General features: G+C 61.9%; 16 protein-coding genes. 11 read left to right on the top strand and 5 right to left on the bottom strand.

What is annotated here, in order from left to right; translation table 11 throughout:
* Positions 1-117 precede the first annotated feature (117 nt).
* Positions 118-1,101, top strand: a complete 984-nt coding sequence (nudC, locus tag ACR0CU_RS10515; RefSeq protein ID WP_480643003.1) for an NAD(+) diphosphatase — start codon at positions 118-120, stop codon at positions 1,099-1,101.
* Positions 1,102-1,139: 38 nt separating this feature from the next.
* Positions 1,140-1,607: an SRPBCC family protein gene (locus tag ACR0CU_RS10510; RefSeq protein WP_170360904.1), complete on the top strand. Its 468-nt coding sequence runs from the start codon at positions 1,140-1,142 to the stop codon at positions 1,605-1,607.
* Between the two features lie 56 nt (positions 1,608-1,663).
* On the opposite strand, the gene ACR0CU_RS10505 is transcribed toward ACR0CU_RS10510, so the two are convergent.
* Positions 1,664-2,497 carry a prephenate dehydratase gene (locus ACR0CU_RS10505; RefSeq protein ID WP_170360906.1) on the bottom strand — a complete coding sequence of 278 codons (834 nt, stop codon included), beginning with the start codon at positions 2,495-2,497 and terminating at the stop codon, positions 1,664-1,666.
* Positions 2,498-2,616: 119 nt separating this feature from the next.
* Here ACR0CU_RS10505 and ACR0CU_RS10500 point away from each other — a divergent pair, with 119 nt between their 5' ends.
* The 5 genes from ACR0CU_RS10500 (at position 2,617) to ACR0CU_RS10480 (ending at position 8,980) form a co-directional block, all read left to right on the top strand.
* Positions 2,617-3,120, top strand: a complete 504-nt coding sequence (locus ACR0CU_RS10500) for a c-type cytochrome (protein WP_170341467.1) — start codon at positions 2,617-2,619, stop codon at positions 3,118-3,120.
* 172 nt (positions 3,121-3,292) lie between these two features.
* Positions 3,293-5,203 carry an extracellular solute-binding protein gene (locus ACR0CU_RS10495; RefSeq protein WP_480643198.1) on the top strand — a complete coding sequence of 637 codons (1,911 nt, stop codon included), beginning with the start codon at positions 3,293-3,295 and terminating at the stop codon, positions 5,201-5,203.
* A 1-nt stretch (position 5,204) separates the two neighbouring features.
* On the top strand, positions 5,205-6,299 hold the full coding sequence (locus ACR0CU_RS10490; protein WP_170341405.1) for a microcin C ABC transporter permease YejB: 1,095 nt from the start codon (positions 5,205-5,207) through the stop codon (positions 6,297-6,299).
* Positions 6,300-7,406, top strand: coding sequence for an ABC transporter permease (locus tag ACR0CU_RS10485; protein ID WP_170439371.1), 1,107 nt, complete (start codon positions 6,300-6,302; stop codon positions 7,404-7,406). It begins immediately after the preceding gene.
* Entirely contained in the window at positions 7,403-8,980 is a 1,578-nt protein-coding gene (locus ACR0CU_RS10480) for an ABC transporter ATP-binding protein (RefSeq protein ID WP_170447775.1), read from the top strand. Before ACR0CU_RS10485 ends, ACR0CU_RS10480 begins: the two co-directional genes overlap by 4 nt.
* Here the strand turns inward: ACR0CU_RS10480 and ACR0CU_RS10475 are convergent.
* On the bottom strand, positions 8,977-10,905 hold the full coding sequence (locus ACR0CU_RS10475) for an elongation factor G (protein ID WP_170447777.1): 1,929 nt from the start codon (positions 10,903-10,905) through the stop codon (positions 8,977-8,979). The genes ACR0CU_RS10480 and ACR0CU_RS10475 overlap by 4 nt on opposite strands.
* A 211-nt stretch (positions 10,906-11,116) precedes the next feature.
* On the bottom strand, positions 11,117-12,472 hold the full coding sequence (gene hemN / locus ACR0CU_RS10470; protein ID WP_170434050.1) for an oxygen-independent coproporphyrinogen III oxidase: 1,356 nt from the start codon (positions 12,470-12,472) through the stop codon (positions 11,117-11,119).
* Between the two features lie 61 nt (positions 12,473-12,533).
* Between hemN and fnrL the strand changes: the two genes are divergently transcribed.
* Complete coding sequence (gene fnrL, locus ACR0CU_RS10465; protein ID WP_170391116.1) at positions 12,534-13,277, top strand: transcriptional regulator FnrL; 744 nt, start codon at positions 12,534-12,536, stop codon at positions 13,275-13,277.
* On the opposite strand, the gene ACR0CU_RS10460 is transcribed toward fnrL, so the two are convergent.
* A complete protein-coding gene (locus ACR0CU_RS10460) occupies positions 13,274-14,146 on the bottom strand; it encodes a LysR family transcriptional regulator (RefSeq protein WP_170342389.1) in 873 nt (290 codons plus the stop codon). The two genes, fnrL and ACR0CU_RS10460, sit on opposite strands and share 4 nt — an antisense overlap.
* A gap of 98 nt (positions 14,147-14,244) precedes the next feature.
* Here ACR0CU_RS10460 and ACR0CU_RS10455 point away from each other — a divergent pair, with 98 nt between their 5' ends.
* Entirely contained in the window at positions 14,245-15,567 is a 1,323-nt protein-coding gene (locus tag ACR0CU_RS10455) for a serine hydroxymethyltransferase (protein WP_170447779.1), read from the top strand.
* A 58-nt stretch (positions 15,568-15,625) separates the two neighbouring features.
* Positions 15,626-15,880: a GlsB/YeaQ/YmgE family stress response membrane protein gene (locus tag ACR0CU_RS10450; RefSeq protein ID WP_170434054.1), complete on the top strand. Its 255-nt coding sequence runs from the start codon at positions 15,626-15,628 to the stop codon at positions 15,878-15,880.
* 50 nt (positions 15,881-15,930) lie between these two features.
* Here the strand turns inward: ACR0CU_RS10450 and ACR0CU_RS10445 are convergent, their stop codons facing one another.
* Positions 15,931-16,770 (bottom strand): universal stress protein, encoded by an 840-nt coding sequence (locus tag ACR0CU_RS10445; RefSeq protein ID WP_170447782.1) that lies wholly within the window; start codon positions 16,768-16,770, stop codon positions 15,931-15,933.
* A 196-nt stretch (positions 16,771-16,966) separates the two neighbouring features.
* Between ACR0CU_RS10445 and ccoN the strand changes: the two genes are divergently transcribed.
* Positions 16,967-18,574 (top strand): cytochrome-c oxidase, cbb3-type subunit I, encoded by a 1,608-nt coding sequence (ccoN, locus tag ACR0CU_RS10440; protein ID WP_093964421.1) that lies wholly within the window; start codon positions 16,967-16,969, stop codon positions 18,572-18,574.
* Positions 18,575-18,576: the final 2 nt, after the last annotated feature.

Genomic DNA, 18,576 nt, shown 5'->3' with positions numbered 1-18,576 from the left:
CAATCGTCAGGGCTTCCATGCGTCCTTTGCGACAACGATGCTTTTTGCGAGTGTGAATTCCCATTGCACCAGTGCCCAAGTCGTGGCAGCCCTTGTGCAAATTCCAAAGGGACAGGCATGAAACGGGCGGAAAGCGTGACATTTGGCGGCTCTGGACTGGACCGGGCGGCGCAGATCCGTACCGATGCCAGAGCTTTGGAGGCAGCACGGTCCGATACCACTGCGCGGTGCATCCTGATGTGGCGGGGCAAACCGCTGGTCATGGGCGAAGCGCTGGACCAGTTGGCCATGGTTCCGATGGACCACGATCTGGTTGCGAACGGACCCGGCGGGGCGATTGACCAACCGATCTTGCTGGGGCGCAGTGATGCGGGTGCGCCGCTGTTTGCAATGGACATTTCGAATTGGTCTGCCGACGGGTTGGACCTGTCGGGTGTTGGAGCGTTCGTGGACCGAACCGAACAGCAGCATCCGGGGCTGCCCGTCGGCCACGTGTTCGCCGAGCTTCGTCGGATCATGACCCGGCTGTCGGCCCGGGACGCCGAATTGGCAGCCACCGCCAAAGCCGTGATCGGCTGGCACGAGACGCACAGGTTTTGCGCGCGCTGCGGCAACCCGACCAACATTTCGCAGGCGGGGTGGCAACGACTGTGCCCGGCCTGTGGCGGCCAGCACTTTCCACGGACCGATCCGGTGGTGATCATGTTGGTCACGCAGGGCGATTCCGTCCTGATGGGCAGATCTCCGGGGTGGCCCGACGGCATGTATTCCCTGTTGGCCGGTTTCGTCGAGCCGGGCGAGACCCTTGAAGCCGCCGTGCGGCGTGAGGTCATGGAGGAGGCCGGCGTTCCGGTCGGACACGTCAGCTATCTGGCAAGTCAACCCTGGCCATTTCCGTCGTCGCTGATGTTCGGGTGTGCAGCGCAGGCGCTGTCCCGCGAGATCACGATCGACCCAGTCGAGATCGAGGACGCGATGTGGGTCACCAAGTCCGAGATGATGCAGGCTTTTGCAGGCGAGCACCCCAAGCTTCTGCCGGCGCGAAAGGGGGCAATCGCGCATTTTCTTTTGCGTAACTGGCTTGCAGATACGCTGGACTGACGAAACACTGACACCCTGACTGAGCAGAAAAGGCCGACATGCAGGTTTCAGCACGCGAAGATATCCAGGCGCCGATCGATGCGGTGTTCGACATGGTCGCGGACTTCGAACGGTTCGAGCGCATGGCGATGCGCCGCGGTGTCGAGGTTCGACGCACTGTCGAAATGCCGGGCCACTGGGTCGGGTCGTGCTGGGAAGCCGATATCATGATCCGTGGCAAGCCACGCCACGTCGCGATCGAGGTGGCCGAGTTTGATCGCCCCACAGCCATGCGGTTTCGATCGACCAGCAAGGGGATGAACGGCCTGACCACGATTGATCTTCTGTCGCTGTCGCAAAAGCAGACGCGGCTGAGCATCGAGATGTCACTGGCGGCCAAGACCTTGCCTGCGCGTCTGCTTCTGCAGTCGTTGAAGCTGGGCAAGGCCAGATTCCGGCGCCAGTTCCAGATGCGACTGAGCGATTTTGCGCGCGAAATGGAAGAACGCTATCTGCACGGCGCTTGAGAGCCGGCGTTTGACCGGCGGCGGGCACTCCCAAGCTGCTTGCCCGTGGGCGCAGACTAACCGCGTGGTCGAGCAGCGGGGTACACGCCCAGCACTTCCACATTCGTGGTGAAATGCTGCAGTTCATCCATCGCGAGCTGCACGTTGCGGTCTTCCGGGTGGCCGACGATGTCGGCGTAGAACTGAGTCGCCGTGAACGAGCCATCAACCATGTAGCTTTCCAGCTTGGTCATGTTGATGCCGTTGGTGGCAAAACCGCCCATGGCCTTGTACAGCGCCGCCGGAATGTTCCGGACCTGGAACACGAAGCTGGTGATCATCCCGTGCTCGCCACGGCGGCTGCGGTCGTCCTCGCGGGACATCACCAGAAAGCGGGTCGTGTTGTCGTCGCTGTCTTCGATGTGGCGCGCCAGCAGTTCAAGGCCATAGATTTCGCCAGCAAGTTCGCTGGCCAGGGCCGCCGAATGTTTCTCACCCGCTTCCGAGACCTCGCGCGCCGCGCGGGCGTTGTCAGGGCTGACGCGCCCGCGGATGCCGTGGGCCTTCAGGAAGTTTGCGCATTGCGGCAACAGCACCAGATGCGAATGGGCTTCGGTGATATCTTCGAGTTTTGCGCCCGGCACGCCCAGCAAGTTGATGTGAACCCGCACAAAGGCCTCGTCCACGATGTGCAGCCCGCTGTGCGGGAGAAGGCGGTGGATATCGGCCACTCGTCCATAGGTGCTGTTTTCGACCGGCAGCATGGCCAGATCGGCCTCGCCCGAGCGCACCGATTCGATCACGTCCTCGAATGTTCGGCAGGGTAGCGCCTCCATATCCGGGCGCGCATTGCGACAGGCTTCGTGACTGTAGGCGCCGGGTTCCCCCTGAAAGGCGATGCGTTTGGTCATTTGGTCGATTCCGTGCAACAAGTTCCAGAATTGGGCGTTTCGTCGCGGTGTCTATACCTTGCCTCTTGCAAGGGGAAGCCTTAGACACCCCGAAGACAGCTGAAATGGACTCGCGATCAATGTTCGACACGATGACAGTTACCAAGGCCGCAGCCGGCCTGTTCGGTGCCTTCCTTGTACTCCTCCTGGCAAAATGGGGGGGCGATGTTCTCTACCATGTCGGCGGGCACGGCGAAGCCGCCTATGTTATTGAAACCGAAAGCTCGGGCGAAAGCGCTGACGGCGAAGAGGTGGTCTTTGCCGATCTGCTGGCCGCGGCTGACCCGGAAAAGGGCGCGAAGGTTTTCCGCAAGTGTTCGGCTTGCCACAAGCTGGAAGAAGGCGCCAATGGCACCGGTCCCTACCTGTATGGCGTCGTGGACCGCCCTGTGGCGGCGGCTGCGGGCTTCGGCTACTCGGCGGCGATGCAGTCGCATGGCGGCAACTGGACCCCGGAAGAGCTGGATGCGTTCATTGCAAACCCCAAAGGCTATATCCAAGGCACTTCGATGAGCTTTGCCGGTCTCAAAAAGGCTCAGGAACGCGCAGACCTGATCGCGTACCTGCAGACGATTGGCGGCTGATCTGCCCACCCAGACACCGAAAAGCGAAAGCCGCTGCCATGTGCAGCGGCTTTTTTTGTCTGAGCAAAACTTCACAAAGCGCTCACGCATTCTAAACTTGCAAGTGTCAGTGCTGGGCTTTTAGCTTGCCCACAAGGACATGGACAGAAGACAACATCGAAGGATGACCCGTATGATTTCCCATCTGCCTGGCGCGCGCGAACAAGGTTTTCGTCATTGGGTCGCGGCATTGGGCATTTCGGCGGCGTTGGTTCTGGGGCAGGCGGGGCCAGTCCGGGCCGACGAGGACCAGATCATTCGCAGCCATGGCTACTCGTACTTCGGCAATCTCGACTACCCCGCCGACTACACGCACTTGAACTATGCCAATCCGGATGCACCCAAGGGCGGCGAGCTGTCATTGGCCGCATCGGGCACGTTTGATTCCCTGAACCCATATTCGCGCAAAGGTCGCCCCGGAGCGTTGACGACACTGCAATACGATCGGCTGATGGACAGCACCGATGACAGTGTCGGTCAGTACTACGGCGTATTGGCCGAGAGCCTCGAGTATGACGCCGACCGCAACTGGGTCATTTTCCACCTGCGCCCCGAAGCGACGTTCTGGGATGGCACGCCTGTCACCGCCGAGGATGTGGTCTACAGCCACCGCCTGTTCATCGAACAGGGCCTGCCGTCATATGCACAGGCCGTCGGGCGGATGGTGACCGGCGCCGAGGCGCTGGATAAGCACACGGTCAAGTTCACGTTCAATCCCGAATTGACGGCCCGCAGCCGGATCGAAACCGTCGGCGCGACGCCCGTATTCTCGAAAGCGTGGTTCGAGGCAGACCCGTCCCGCCGTCTCGACGAGCCGCGACTTGAAGTCGCCGTTGGATCTGGGCCGTACAAATTGGACAGCTACGATATCAACCGGCGCATCGTCTACAAACGCCGGGACGACTACTGGGGCAAGGACTTGCCGTTCAACAAGGGCCGGCACAACTACGATACCATCCGAGTCGAGTATTTCGCGGACCAGACAGCCGCCTTTGAAGGCTTCAAGGCAGGCGAATACACGCTGCGGATCGAAAGCGACCCCAAACTGTGGGCGACCGGCTATGACTTCCCCAAGTTGAAAGAGGGCTACGTCGTCAAGGACGCGATAGCGAATGGCAGCCCGCCGACCCCGTCGGGCTTTGTGTTCAACCTCGCGCGTCCGCAATTCGCGGACAAGAATGTTCGAAAGGCACTGGCGCTGGCATTCAACTTTGAATGGGCCAATGAATCTCTGCTGTTCGGCCTGAACTCTCCCCGCGATTCGTTCATCGAAGGCACGCCGCTTGAAGCGATGGATACACCGCAGGGGGCAGAGCTGGCATTTCTGCAGGCCTTGGGCGACGTGGTTCCACCCGAGCTGTTGTCCGAACCGGTGACGACCGTTCACGAATCCAACCCGGCGCGCCTGAACGATCGGCGCAACCTGCGCAAAGCCTCAAAACTGTTGGACGAAGCCGGATGGCCGGTGGGCGACGGCAACTTGCGCCGCAATGCTCAGGGTCAGACCCTGCGGGTGAACATCCCCTATCCGTCCAACCTGCCGACATCGACGGCCACGATGATCGAGACCTTTGTCCAGAACCTTCAGGCGCTGGGCGTGGATGCTTCGGCCGAAAAGGTCGATCCGGCGCAGTACACCCTGCGCAGCCGCGAGCGTGACTATGACATGGTTTATTCGACACGCTATGGCGCGTTCCTGTCGACTGGCGGCGGCCTCAGTCAGATGTATGGCTCGAAAGAGGCCGAGTTCAGCCTGTTCAACCCGGCAGGCCTTGCAAGCCCGTTGGTGGACGCCATCATCGAGGCGTCTTTTGCGACCAACAATCAAACCGATCAGGATGCAGCGCTTATGGCCTTGGATCGCGCCTTGCGCTATGAGTTCTTCATCATACCGGATGGGTATATCGCGGAATACTGGACAGCCTACTACAACATGTACGAATACCCCGATCAGTTGCCGCCCTATGCGCTGGGATACCTTGATCTGTGGTGGATCAATCCCGAGAAGGAAGCGGCCCTGAAAGCAGAAGGCGCGCTGCGTTAACATGGGCGCATATATTCTTCGACGCCTGTTGCTGGTCATTCCGACCCTTCTGGGCATCATGATCGTCAACTTCACGCTGGTGCAGTTCGTACCCGGCGGTCCGGTCGAGCAGATCATCGCCCAGATCGAAGGGCAGGGCGATGTATTTGCGGGTTTTGCGGGGTCCGGTGACGCGGGCGCCGGGGCCGAACCCGGCGGTGGCGTATTCGATGACAAATACGTGGGCGCCCGCGGCCTACCGCCGGAATTCATCGCCGAACTGGAGAAGGAATTCGGCTTCGACAAGCCGCCGGTCGAGCGGTTCCTGAACATGATGGGCAACTATCTTACGCTGGATTTCGGCGAGAGCTACTTCCGCTCGGTTTCGGTGATCGACCTTGTGTTGGAAAAGATGCCGGTCTCGATCTCGCTGGGCCTGTGGTCGACGCTGATCGCTTACCTGGTCTCGATCCCGCTGGGCATCCGCAAGGCGGTCAAGGACGGTTCACGCTTTGACACATGGACCAGCGCAACCATCATCGTGGCCTATGCGATTCCCGGCTTTCTGTTCGCGATCCTGCTGCTGGTGCTGTTTGCGGGCGGCTCCTACTGGCAGATCTTCCCGCTGCGCGGGCTGACCTCGGACAATTGGGAAGACCTCAGCCTGCTGGGCAAAGTGGCCGACTATTTCTGGCACATCGCCCTGCCCACCATCGCACTGACGATTTCCGCTTTTGCCACGCTGACGCTGCTGACCAAGAATTCGTTTCTGGACGAGATCAAGAAACAATACGTCATGACCGCCCGCGCCAAGGGGCTGAGCGAGCAGCGCGTTCTGTACGGCCACGTCTTCCGCAACGCGATGCTGATCGTGATCGCCGGTTTTCCGGCGGTGTTCATCGGCGTGTTCTTCGGCGGGTCGATCATCATCGAGACGATCTTCTCGCTGGATGGTCTGGGTCGTCTGGGCTTTGAGGCCGCAGTGGCGCGCGATTATCCGGTGATCTTCGGGACGCTGTTCATTTTCGGTCTGCTCGGTCTGGTCGTCGGCATCATCAGCGACCTGATGTATGTGCTGGTCGACCCGCGCATCGATTTCGAGAAACGCGAGGGGTAAATGGCACTTTCTCCTCTGAACCAGCGCCGTTGGCGCAATTTCTGCCGCAACCGCCGGGCCTTCTGGTCGCTGATCATCTTCTCGGTGCTGTTCGGTCTGTCGCTGTTCGCGGAATTCATCGCCAATGACAAACCGATCCTTGTGAAGTATCGGGGCGAGCTCTATACGCCCATCTTCAACTTCTACGCCGAGACCGAGTTCGGCGGCGACTTCCAGACCGAGGCGATCTATCGTGACCCCGAGGTCCGTTGCCTGATCGACAGCGGCGGGCTGGAGGAGTGTTTCGACGACCCCGAAGGCATCATCGAGCAGATTGAGGCGGGGACGTTCCAGGCCGAAGGATTCGAGCGCGGCTGGGCCATCTGGCCGCCGATCCCCTATTCCTACAACACCAGCGTCGACCGTCCCGGCGCGGCGCCCCTGCCGCCCAACGGGCAGAACCTGCTGGGCACCGACGACACCAAACGCGACGTTCTGGCGCGCGTCATCTACGGATTCCGCCTGTCGATCCTGTTCACCCTGATCGTCACCGGCGCAGCCAGCCTGATCGGTATATTTGCCGGCGCGCTGCAGGGCTTTTTCGGCGGCTGGCTGGACCTGATCTTCCAGCGCATCATCGAGATCTGGTCGGCGACGCCCTCGCTTTACGTCATCATCATCATGTTCGCGGTGCTGGGGCGAAGTTTCTGGCTGCTGGTGTTCCTCATGATCCTGTTCTCTTGGACAGGTCTGGTGGGCGTGGTGCGGGCCGAGTTCCTGCGCGCCCGCAATCTGGAGTACGTGCGCGCGGCCAAGGCGCTGGGCGTGGGCAACCTGACCATCATGTTCCGCCACATGCTGCCCAACGCGATGGTGGCCACGCTGACCTTCATGCCCTTCATCGTGACCGGCACGATCGGGGGGCTGGCCAGCCTCGATTTTCTGGGCTTCGGTCTGCCGTCCTCGGCGCCCTCGCTGGGTGAGCTGACCCTGCAGGCCAAGCAGAACCTGCAGGCGCCATGGCTGGCCTTCACTGCCTTTTTCACCTTTGCCATCATGCTGTCTCTGCTGGTCTTCATCTTCGAAGGCGTGCGAGACGCGTTCGACCCGCGAAAGACCTTCTCATGAGCTTGCTGGATGTCAAAAACCTCAAGGTCTCGTTCCGTCAGGACGGGCAGGTGACCATGGCGGTTCGGGGCGTGTCGTTCCATGTTGATCGCGGGGAAACCGTGGCGCTGGTGGGCGAATCCGGGTCGGGAAAATCGGTCACCGCGCTGTCCACCGTGTCGCTGCTGGGCGACAGCGCGATCGTCGAAGGGTCGGTCACCTATGACGGGCAGGAGATGATTGGCGCATCCGAGCAGCGCCTGATGGAGGTGCGCGGCAACGACATCAGCTTCATCTTCCAGGAGCCGATGACCTCGCTGAACCCGCTGCACACGATCCAGAAGCAGATGGCGGAATCGCTGGCCCTGCACCAGGGTCTGACGGGCGACGCGGCGCGCGCCCGGATCGTCGAATTGTTGAACAAGGTCGGTATCCGCGACCCCGAGGAACGGCTGGACGCCTATCCCCATCAGCTGTCCGGCGGACAGCGGCAGCGGGTGATGATCGCCATGGCGCTGGCCAACAAGCCCGACATCCTGATCGCGGACGAGCCGACCACTGCGCTGGACGTGACGATTCAGGCGCAGATCCTCGAACTGCTGGCCGAACTGCAGAAATCGGAAAACATGGGGATGCTGTTCATCACCCATGATCTGGGCATCGTGCGACGCATCGCCGACCGGGTCTGCGTGATGAAGGATGGCGAGATCGTCGAGACCGGCCCCGTGGCCGAGATCTTCGACAACCCTCAGCACCCCTATACCCGCAAGCTGCTGGCGGCCGAACCCACGGGTATACCCGACCCGATCGACCCCGCCGCCGAAGAAGTGGCCCGGACCGAGCATCTGAAGGTCTGGTTTCCGATCCAGCGCGGGTTCCTGAAGCGCACGGTCGGCTATGTGAAGGCGGTGAACGACGCCACACTCAGCGTGCGGGCGGGCGAAACCGTTGGGATCGTGGGCGAAAGCGGCTCGGGCAAGACCACGCTGGCGCTGGCGATCATGCGGCTGATCGCCTCCGAGGGCGGGATCACCTTCCGCGGGCAGGATGTGCGCCGCTGGTCCACGCGCGAGCTGCGCCGCTTGCGCAAGGACATGCAGATCGTGTTTCAGGACCCGTTCGGCAGCCTCAGCCCGCGTATGACCTGCCAGCAGATCATTGCCGAGGGTCTGGCGATCCACAAGGTTGATCCGCACCGCGCCCCGCGCGAGCTGGTGGCCGAGGTGATGACCGAAGTGGGCCTGGACCCGGCGGCCATGGACCGCTACCCGCACGAATTCTCGGGCGGGCAGCGCCAGCGCATCGCGATTGCCCGCGCCATGGTGCTGCGGCCCAAGCTGTTGGTGCTGGACGAGCCCACCAGTGCGTTGGACATGACGGTGCAGGTGCAGATCGTCGAACTGCTGCGCGACCTGCAGAAGAAATACGGGCTGGCCTACCTGTTCATCAGTCACGACCTGAAGGTGGTGCGGGCGATGTCACACAAGGTGATCGTCATGCGCAACGGAGACGTGGTCGAGATGGGCGCTGCCGAAGACCTCTTCGTCAACGCCCAGGATGACTATACCCGCGAACTGATCGCAGCGGCGGGCTAGGCGTTGGCCGCTTCGCGCGCCGCCGATTTCGGCACCGGGCCGCGAAGCTCTTCATAGTGGTCGAACTGCAGCTTGACCCAGCCGGTCCCGCGCGTGGCGCTGGCCAGCGTGCGGTGCAGCTCGTCCTCGGCCACGGCGGGCAGTTTGGCGTTGAAGATTTCCCAGCCCGGCGCGTTCGGGTTGCCCTCGAACCCCAGGACCTGCCCCTGAAGCGAACTGATCGTGGGTACCAGATCGCCCACGAAGGCCGACGGAACGTGGATCTCGGCGTTCAGGATCGGCTGCAACACGACGGGTTTGGCCTGCGGCAAGGCCTCGCGTACGGCGTTCTTGCCTGCCGTCCGGAAGGCAAAATCGGAACTGTCCACATTGTGATGCTTGCCGTCATGTAGGGTGACCTTCACATCCACCACCGGAAAGCCCTCGGGGCCCTGCGCCAGTGCATCGACTGCGCCTTGTTCGACCGAGGGGATATAGTTCTTGGGCACGGCGCCGCCCTTGACCACCTCGTCGAATTGAAAACCCGATCCGCGCGGCAGCGGCGCGACCGAGATCACCACGTCTGCGAACTGCCCCGCGCCGCCGGATTGCTTGCGGTGGCGGTGCCGGTGTTCGACGGTGGCGCGGATGGTCTCGCGATACGCGGTCTCGACCGGAGAGGTTTCGATCTCGATCCCGAAATCCTCGGCCAGCTTGGCGACCACCCGCCGCATGTGCTGCGGCCCTTGGGAACCGAGAACGGCGTGGCCGCTCAGCTCGTCCTGTTCCAGCGTCAGGCCCGGGTCGATCTCGACCAGCCGGGACAGCGCGTTGGACAGGCGCACGTCGTCGCGTTCATGGGCCGGCGAAACCACCTGCCGATAGGCGACCGGATGCGCCGTGGCCCAGTCCGGCAGCGGCGTGGAGCCGCTGCTGTCATAGATATTGCCGGGGTTGAGGTGATCGGATTTCACCGCCAGCCCGATCTCGCCGGCCTTCAGCCCGTCGATCTGGGTCTTGGCGTCCAGCGCGGTCAGGTTGCCAACGGTTTCGCCGCCCAGCGGGTCATGCGCCTTGATCCCGTCGCCCAGCCCCCGCAGGACGGTGATCTTGCCGATGTGCTTCTTGACGTCGGCAAAACCTGCGATGGCGCGGGCGGCCTCTGGCGCCGCGTCGCGGTCGGCGGCGATGTCGAACTCGGGCGCCTCGTGCCGCAGGGCCTTCATCAGGCGGGTCAGCCCGTTGCCATGGCTGGCCGCGCCCAGACAGGCCGGGATCAACTGATGGTTCTGCAACACCTGCGCGGCCAGGTCATAGATCTCGGCGCTGGGCGGCTGCTTGTCCTCGATCAGCTGCTCGAGCAGGTGATCGTCGAAATCCGACAAGGTTTCGAGCAGTTCGGTACGGGCTTCGGCCTCGCGATCGGCCACCGATTGCGGTAGTTCGATCAGCGCCGAGGGCTGACCTTCCTGATATTTCCACGCGCGCTCTGAGATCAGGTCGACGGCGCCGACGATGGTTTCGCCTTCACGGATCGGCACCTGTCGCAGGGTAATGTGATGGCTACAATAGGTCTGCAGCGCGGCGATGATGTCGCGGATTCGGCCGTTCGGGTTGTCCATCCGGTTGATGAACAGAAAGCAGGGAATGCCCGCCTCCTCGACCAGCCGCAGATAGGGGGCGCACAGAACCGCCGCGTCCGGGTCTGGCGGAACCACCACCACCGCCGCGTCGGAAATGGCCATGGCGGGTCCGGCATAGGCCAGCGCATCGCCCCCGCCATCCACGTCGATCGCGCACCACGGTTCGTCCAGATAAGAAAAACCGTGCAGATGCACGGTTCCGGACAGGTCGAATGTGGTGGGCCGGCCATCAAGGCGACTGATGGCCTCGACCAGTGTTGTCTTGCCCGATTGGCTGGGGCCGAGGACGGTAAAAACGCGCATGGGTGCTGTCCCTTCGTCAAGTTGCAGAGTGGTTGCACGAAAGGAGCTGTCGAACGCGGATGCGCCGGCGAGTCTGTCTGAATGATGGCCTGCCTCGGCGTCGGGCGGCCTGCCGCCCGCCTTCCGAGTGTGGGGAAAACCCCCCGCGCGCGTCAACCCCCCGCTTTTTTGCATTGTGGCGACTGGCCGGCTTGCGGCCTGTCGCCCGTCGTCAGATCGCCGAACTGTGGCCTGCCTTGCTCAGGTCATAAGCGTCGAAGGTCCGGGCGATCATCCGAGCCAAGGCGCGCGCTTCGGGCGGGATGAACAGCCCGTCATCGGTGATTTGCAACAACCCGTCGAAGGCGTCATTGGCGCGCTGGTACATCGCCTTCAGCTCGGCCGCCGAGATGTCGTGGTCGCGCAGGATCTCGGCCGTTTCGATGCGGAAGTCGCACATCAGGGCCTCGATCAGGCGGGCGCGCAGAATGTCCTGATCCTTGAACAGATGCCCGCGCGAGGTCGAGAACCGGCCATCGCGCACCGCTTTGGTATGGGCCGACGTGGCCGGTGCATTCTGCGCATAGCCCTGCGGGAAGCGCGAGATCGAGCTGGCGCCGACGCCAATCAGAACCTCGGCCTGGTCGTCGGTATAGCCCTGGAAGTTGCGTTTCAGCCGCCCGGCCTTCAGCGCGTGGGTCAGCCCGTCATCCTTGGTGGCGAAATGATCGATGCCGATTTCTTCGTAATTGTCCCACAGGAACAGACGGCGCGCGGTGTCGAACAGATCAAGCCGCTGTTCCGGCGTCGGAAGGGCGTCGGACGGGATCAGCTGCTGGCGTTTCGCCATCCACGGCACATGCGCGTAGCCATACAGGGCCACCCGGTCGGGGTTGAGGGACAGCAGCTTCTGCACGCTTTCGGTCATCCGCGCCTTGGTCTGGTGCGGCAGTCCGTACAGGATGTCGGCGTTCAGGCTGGGCACACCGCGCTCGCGGATCATGTCGATCGCCTCGCGGGTGGTGTCATAGCTCTGGATGCGCCCGATGGTCTTCTGGATCTCGTCGTCGAAATCCTGAACCCCGATCGAGGCGCGGTTCATCCCGGCTTCGGCCAGCGCATCCAGTCGAGCGGCATCCACCTCGTTGGGGTCGATCTCGACCGAGAATTCCGCGTTGGGTCCAAGTGGGACGATGCCCAGAATATGCGCAGCCAGTTCACGCATCAGGTCGGGGTTCAGCAGCGTGGGCGTACCCCCGCCCCAGTGCAGGCGCGACAGGGTCACCCCGCTGGGCAGGCGCGCGGCCAGCAAGTCCAGCTCGGCCTTGAGGACATCGACATAGGCGATGACGGGGTTGTCGGTCTGGGTGCCCTGAGTGCGGCAGGCGCAGAACCAGCACAGCCGGCGACAGAACGGCACATGGACATAGAGCGAGATCGAACTGCCCGGCCGGATGGCGGAAATCCAGTCGCTGAACATGTCGGGCCCCACGTCATTGCTGAAGTGGGGGGCGGTCGGATAGCTGGTATAACGCGGTACCTTCGCGTCAAATAGTCCGAGCTTTGCCAATTGAGGTTTTACTATCATGACGACACCGGTATAGGCTCGACGACCAGAAAACCTTGACCGAGATCAAGTGGACGCGCGCATGACTTTGAATACCCTCGTTGACCACTCCAATTGCGAAGATTGCCCAATTCGGCATCGAGCCGTCTGCGCGCGCTGCGATGCAGACGAGTTGGTCGCGTTGGAAGAAATCAAGTATTACCGCAGCTTCGAGGCCGGTCAGACGATCATCTGGTCGGGCGATCAGATGAATTTCGTAGGCTCGGTCGTGTCCGGGATCGCGTCTCTGACCCAAACCATGGAGGACGGGCGCACACAGATGGTGGGCCTGCTGCTGCCCAGCGACTTCGTCGGGCGGCCGGGGCGCGACTCGGCGCCTTATGACGTGCAAGCGACCACTGACGTGGTCATGTGCTGTTTCCGAAAGAAACCGTTCGAAGAGCTGATGAACAGCACGCCGCATATTGCCCACCGCTTGCTGCAAATGACGTTGGACGAGTTGGACGCGGCGCGTGAATGGATGCTGGTTCTTGGCCGCAAGACCGCGCGAGAGAAGATCGCCAGCCTGTTGTCGATCATCGCACGCCGGGATGCGTCTGCCAGCCAGAAGGGCTCATCCGGCCCCATCGTCTTCGACCTGCCGCTGACCCGCGAGGCGATGGCCGACTACCTTGGTCTGACACTGGAGACCGTCAGCCGTCAGATATCTGCGCTGAAAAAGGATGAAGTGATCCTGCTGCAGGGCAAGCGCCACGTGACCGTTCCGGATATCGGCCGCCTGATGGAAGAGGCCGGGGATGATTCGGACGGTGGATTTCTGGTCTAAGCGGTTTTTCTGAGCCACCCGACGACGCGCCCGACCGGTGTCTGCGGTCGGACGGCACGTGGCGACCACAGCTTGAGCCGGTCGGGAAGAGTGACCGTCGTTTCGAACGGAGCCACCAGTCGACCGCTGTCCAGATGCGGCTGGACCAGCGCTTTGTGTCCCATCAACACACCCGCACCGTTCAGCGCTTCTTCGACCGCCAGCGCGTACAAAGAGAAGACCGGCCCGCGGGGTGTGAACGCCCATCCGGGTCGCGCCGCCGCCACCCATGTTTGCCAATCGTCGAACCAGGTCGAATCGGACAGGCAGGTCACATTCGCCAAGTCCTCGGGCGTAGTCAGGCGATGCGCCAAGGCCGGCGCGCAAACCGGAAAGATGGCGTCTTCGGCGATGGGGTCCCCCAAGTCTCCGCCGAAAAACAGGTAGATGTCGAAGGGCGCGCGCTTGAGGTTGGGCGGGGTTTCCTCGGCCGTGAGTGAAACTTCGATCTCGGGCTCTGCGGCTCGAAGTTCGGGCAACCTTGGCGACAGCCACAGCTGTGCAATCGAGGGCAGCGTCACGATGTGCACCACTTGCGGCTGTGCCTGGGCGCGCATGGACAATGTGGCTTGTCCCAAAGTGTCGAAGGCCTTGGTCAGGTCCGGCAACGCCTTCTGTCCCAGCGCGGTCAGGGCAACGCCTCTTGCGGTGCGCTCGAAAAGGGGCGCACCCAGTTCGTCTTCCAACGTTTTGACATGGGCTGATACCGCGCCGGCGCTGACGCCAAGTTCCGTAGCCGCCGCCGAGAATCCGCCCAGGCGGGCTGCGGCCTCGAACGCACGCAGCGCGTTCAGAGGTAGGGGTTTGGGGCGCGGTGGAGCAACGGGCATGGATTTAGGCTCAATTTTTCTGACCCTAATTTTTCGCAAAACTGATTTGCGCGCAAGTCAGGATCTTTGCATCGTTGGCCGCAAAGACGGAGGATCAGATGCAGCACCTTGCTCACCGTGCCTGGGTTCCGGGCCACTGCGAAAACCTTGTTCAGACCATCGCCCAGAAGGTTGCCGACAGCAACTCGGAGGCGATCGAGGCCCGGATCGACGCGTTGATCGCGCGAAACTCGGATATTCACGATGCCGAGTGTTTCAATCTGAATCCGGCGACGAATGTCATGAATCCAAGGGCCGAGGCAGCACTGGCCGCGGGTCTGGGCAGTCGTCCATCTTTGGGCTATCCGGGCGACAAATACGAGATGGGTCTCGAGGCCATCGAGGAGATCGAGGTGATCGCGGCCGAGCTTGCGGCCCGCGTGTTCAACGCGCGATACGCCGAGATCCGGGTGGCATCCGGCGCCTTGGCCAATCTGTATGGCTTCATGGCTCTGACCCGGCCCGGCGATACGATCATCGCGCCTCCGGCAGCGATCGGCGGGCACGTGACCCACCATGAGGGTGGCTGCGCAGGGCTTTATGGTCTGCAAACGGTCAATGCACCAGTGGATGCGGACGGGTACAGTCTGGATCTGGCCGCTCTGCGCGACATGGCCAAAACGCACCAGCCCCGGTTGATCACCGTCGGTGGCTCGCTGAACCTGTTTCCGCATCCTGTGTCGGCCGTGCGCGAAATTGCCGACGAAATCGGGGCCAAGGTTCTGTTCGATGCGGCCCACCAATGCGGGATCATCGCCAGCGGGGCTTGGGCGAACCCGTTGGATGAAGGCGCGCATCTGATGACGATGAGCACCTACAAAAGCCTGGGCGGCCCGGCGGGTGGGCTGATCGTCACCAACGAGGCCGAAATCGCGGAACGGCTGGACGCCATCGCATTTCCCGGAATGACGGCCAATTTCGATGCCGCGAAATCGGCGGCTCTGGCAATCTCGTTGCTGGACTGGGTCGACTTCGGGCCGGCCTATGGGCAAGCGATGATCGATCTTGCGCAGGCAATGGCCAGCGAGATGGAAGATCAGGGATTGCCAGTGTTCAAGGGGGCTGGTGGAGCCACCACTTCGCACCAATTCGCGCTGAAGGCCGCCGACTATGGGGGCGGGCAGGCGGTGTCAAAACACCTGCGGCGGGCTGGGTTTCTGGCATGTGGTATCGGTTTGCCGATCGCCTCGGTTGCGGGTGACATGAACGGATTGCGGATCGGAACGCCCGAGTTGGTCCGGCGGGGCGTGACCCCCGAACATGTCGGAGACCTTGTGGCCCTGTTCGCCGAGGCGCTGTCGGCGGATGATCCCGCATCGGTTGCGCCCAAGGTGCGGGATCTGCGATCCGGGTTCCAGGGGATGCACTACGTTCGTGCGTGACCCAACGGCCCGGCCGTGTTCTAATGCCTTTGCGTGAAACAATATTCAGGAGCAAGGCATGGAATTCAGTAGCCTATTGGCAATGCTGATCATCGGCGCGATCGCGGGCTGGTTGTCGGGCAGGATCATGAAGGGGCGCGGCTTTGGCGTGATCGGGAACATCATCGTCGGGATCGTTGGCGCTTTTCTCGCCGGAACGATTTTTCCCGCACTCGGGTTTTCCGTCGGCGGCGGTATGATGTCGTCGATCTTCTTTGCAACGATCGGAGCCGTCATCCTTCTGTTCCTGATCGGTTTGGTCAAAAAGGTCTGACGAAAAACCGCCCCGGACGGGGCGGTTATTTTTTTTGCCGTGCCCGCGGTTCAGTGGGCCAGGAAAACCGGAACCGAGGACTGTTCCAACATGTTCCGGGTAGCGCCACCCAGAATGGCCTCGCGGAACCGCGAGTGACCATAGGCGCCCATCACGATCATGTCGGCTTCGACGTCTGCGGCGTGACGATTCAGAATGTCGGACACACGCGTCATCGTCTTGCTCAGCACGTCGATTTCGCATTTCACGCCATGGCGAGACAGCATTTGCGACAGCATACCGCCCGGGTCCGAGCGATCAGGGCCGTGACGCGGCGGATCGATCACAACGATCCGGGTCAGCTCGGCCGCTCGCAGGAACGGCAGCGCGCGCCGAATGGCATTCATCGCCTCGACACTCTCATTCCAGCCGATCAGCACCGTCCGAGGGCTGGCGAACGGTTTCGCGTCATCCGGGACCACCAGAACCGGGGCGTGACCCTCGAACATGGCGGCTTCGATGATCGGTTCGGCCTCGGCGCCGCGATCTTTGCCATAGGGCTGCGGCAAAACGACAAGGTCCGAGAAACGGGCCCGATGCGCGACGTGCCGACCCAGGTCGGCGATCTGCGCCACGCCGTTTTCAGCGGACCAGCGTACGCCTGACTTGCCCAGGAAATCCTCGGCAAAGGCAAGCACTTCATCGGCCTCGGCATTTGCACGCTTCAAGGTCTCCTGAAGGATCAGGGCGTTTGCGCCCGCGTAGTAGTAGCCGGTCTGGCTACGGTCGACACCGAGGCACAGCGCTTCGGCATGGCCGTCCTGCGCTTCGGCCAAGGCGACCAACTGGGCCAGAGCCGGCTTGGCAAACTTGATTTCCGTCATGACGGTGAGAAGAGATTTATAAGCCATTTCGACCTCGTGTTTCGGGTTCTGAAACCTGTGCGACCAGGTAACCCATTCATTTGCTTATGCCTGTCACAGTTTTCAGGCTATTGTCTTGATGCAGATCAAAGCAGCATTGGTTGTGCATGGATCATACAGCAACCAGTCAACGAAAGCTCTATGCGGCACAAGAATCGCCCGGAGCATGGCAAAGGGACGCAATATGTCGAATTACATCAAGCTGATCGCGCTTGGTCTGGTCGTGCTGTTCGCAGCGATCGGATCCAACTATGCGCGGGATTTGGCGTATCAGGTGCACGCGATACTGGTGATGCTCATCGCCGGTGGCCTGTTCATCTGGACGCTGCGAAACACGGATGAGCCGGATATTCTTGTCGATCGTTCGGGTGAGTACATGGATGGCGTGATCCGCTATGGCGTGATCGCAACCGCCTTTTGGGGTGTCGTAGGGTTCCTGGTGGGAACCTTCATCGCGTTCCAGCTGGCCTTTCCGGTGCTGAACTTCGAATGGGCGCAGGGGCTTCTGAACTTTGGCCGGTTGCGCCCGCTGCACACATCAGCGGTCATTTTCGCGTTCGGCGGCAACGCCCTGATCGCCACATCCTTCTACGTCGTGCAGCGCACAAGCGCCGCGCGTCTGTGGGGCGGCAACCTGGCCTGGTTCGTGTTCTGGGGCTATCAGCTGTTCATCGTTCTTGCCGCGACCGGCTATGTGTTGGGCGGGACCCAGTCCAAGGAATATGCCGAGCCTGAATGGTATGTAGACCTGTGGCTGACCATCGTCTGGGTGGCCTATCTGGCCGTGTTCCTGGGGACGATCGTCAAGCGGAAAGAGCCCCACATCTATGTGGCGAACTGGTTCTACCTGGCGTTCATCGTTACCGTCGCGATGCTGCACCTAGTCAACAACATGACCATTCCGGTCAGCATCTGGGGTTCGAAATCGGTCATCGTCTGGTCGGGCGTTCAGGATGCCATGATCCAGTGGTGGTATGGGCACAACGCCGTGGGCTTTTTCCTGACTGCGGGCTTCCTGGGCATGATGTACTACTTCATTCCCAAGCAGGCCGAACGCCCGGTCTTCAGCTACAAACTGTCGATCATCCACTTCTGGGCGCTGATCTTCCTGTATATCTGGGCTGGTCCGCACCACCTGCACTATACCGCGCTGCCTGACTGGGCCTCGACGCTGGGCATGGTGTTCTCGGTCGTGCTGTGGATGCCTTCGTGGGGTGGCATGATCAACGGTCTGATGACCCTGTCGGGCGCTTGGGACAAGCTGCGCACAGACCCTGTCATCCGCATGATGGTGATCTCGGTCGGTTTCTACGGCATGTCCACCTTCGAAGGCCCGATGATGTCGATCCGCGCGGTGAACTCGCTGTCGCACTACACCGACTGGACCATTGGTCACGTACATTCCGGCGCGCTGGGCTGGAACGGCATGATCACATTTGGTGCGCTGTACTTCCTGGTGCCGGTTCTTTGGAAGCGCGAGCGTCTGTACTCGCTGCAGATGGTCAGCTGGCACTTCTGGCTCGCCACCATCGGTATCGTGCTCTACGCCGCGTCGATGTGGGTCACCGGTATCATGGAAGGCCTGATGTGGCGCGAAGTGGATGCCAACGGCTTCCTGGTGAACTCGTTCGCCGACACCGTGGCGGCCAAGTTCCCGATGTATGTGGTGCGTGCGCTGGGCGGTGTTCTGTTCGTCGCTGGTGCGCTGATCATGTGCTACAACCTTTGGATGACCGTCCGGCGGGCTCCGGCCAAAGAGGCCAGCCTGACCGTCGCGGTCCCGGCTGAATAAGG

The sequence above is a fragment of the Ruegeria sp. BC2 genome (assembly GCF_056539245.1).
This window is presented reverse-complemented; position numbering and strand designations above follow the sequence as displayed.

Excerpts from the sequence above, each read along its gene's own strand:
- nudC (WP_480643003.1), top strand. The coding sequence starts at position 118 with ATGAAACGGGCGGAAAGCGTGACATTTGGCGGCTCTGGACTGGACCGG.
- ACR0CU_RS10510 (WP_170360904.1), top strand. The coding sequence starts at position 1,140 with ATGCAGGTTTCAGCACGCGAAGATATCCAGGCGCCGATCGATGCGGTG.
- ACR0CU_RS10505 (WP_170360906.1), bottom strand. The coding sequence starts at position 2,497 with ATGACCAAACGCATCGCCTTTCAGGGGGAACCCGGCGCCTACAGTCAC.
- ACR0CU_RS10500 (WP_170341467.1), top strand. The coding sequence starts at position 2,617 with ATGTTCGACACGATGACAGTTACCAAGGCCGCAGCCGGCCTGTTCGGT.
- ACR0CU_RS10495 (WP_480643198.1), top strand. The coding sequence starts at position 3,293 with ATGATTTCCCATCTGCCTGGCGCGCGCGAACAAGGTTTTCGTCATTGG.
- ACR0CU_RS10490 (WP_170341405.1), top strand. The coding sequence starts at position 5,205 with ATGGGCGCATATATTCTTCGACGCCTGTTGCTGGTCATTCCGACCCTT.
- ACR0CU_RS10485 (WP_170439371.1), top strand. The coding sequence starts at position 6,300 with ATGGCACTTTCTCCTCTGAACCAGCGCCGTTGGCGCAATTTCTGCCGC.
- ACR0CU_RS10480 (WP_170447775.1), top strand. The coding sequence starts at position 7,403 with ATGAGCTTGCTGGATGTCAAAAACCTCAAGGTCTCGTTCCGTCAGGAC.
- ACR0CU_RS10475 (WP_170447777.1), bottom strand. The coding sequence starts at position 10,905 with ATGCGCGTTTTTACCGTCCTCGGCCCCAGCCAATCGGGCAAGACAACA.
- hemN (WP_170434050.1), bottom strand. The coding sequence starts at position 12,472 with ATGATAGTAAAACCTCAATTGGCAAAGCTCGGACTATTTGACGCGAAG.
- fnrL (WP_170391116.1), top strand. The coding sequence starts at position 12,534 with ATGACTTTGAATACCCTCGTTGACCACTCCAATTGCGAAGATTGCCCA.
- ACR0CU_RS10460 (WP_170342389.1), bottom strand. The coding sequence starts at position 14,146 with ATGCCCGTTGCTCCACCGCGCCCCAAACCCCTACCTCTGAACGCGCTG.
- ACR0CU_RS10455 (WP_170447779.1), top strand. The coding sequence starts at position 14,245 with ATGCAGCACCTTGCTCACCGTGCCTGGGTTCCGGGCCACTGCGAAAAC.
- ACR0CU_RS10450 (WP_170434054.1), top strand. The coding sequence starts at position 15,626 with ATGGAATTCAGTAGCCTATTGGCAATGCTGATCATCGGCGCGATCGCG.
- ACR0CU_RS10445 (WP_170447782.1), bottom strand. The coding sequence starts at position 16,770 with ATGGCTTATAAATCTCTTCTCACCGTCATGACGGAAATCAAGTTTGCC.
- ccoN (WP_093964421.1), top strand. The coding sequence starts at position 16,967 with ATGTCGAATTACATCAAGCTGATCGCGCTTGGTCTGGTCGTGCTGTTC.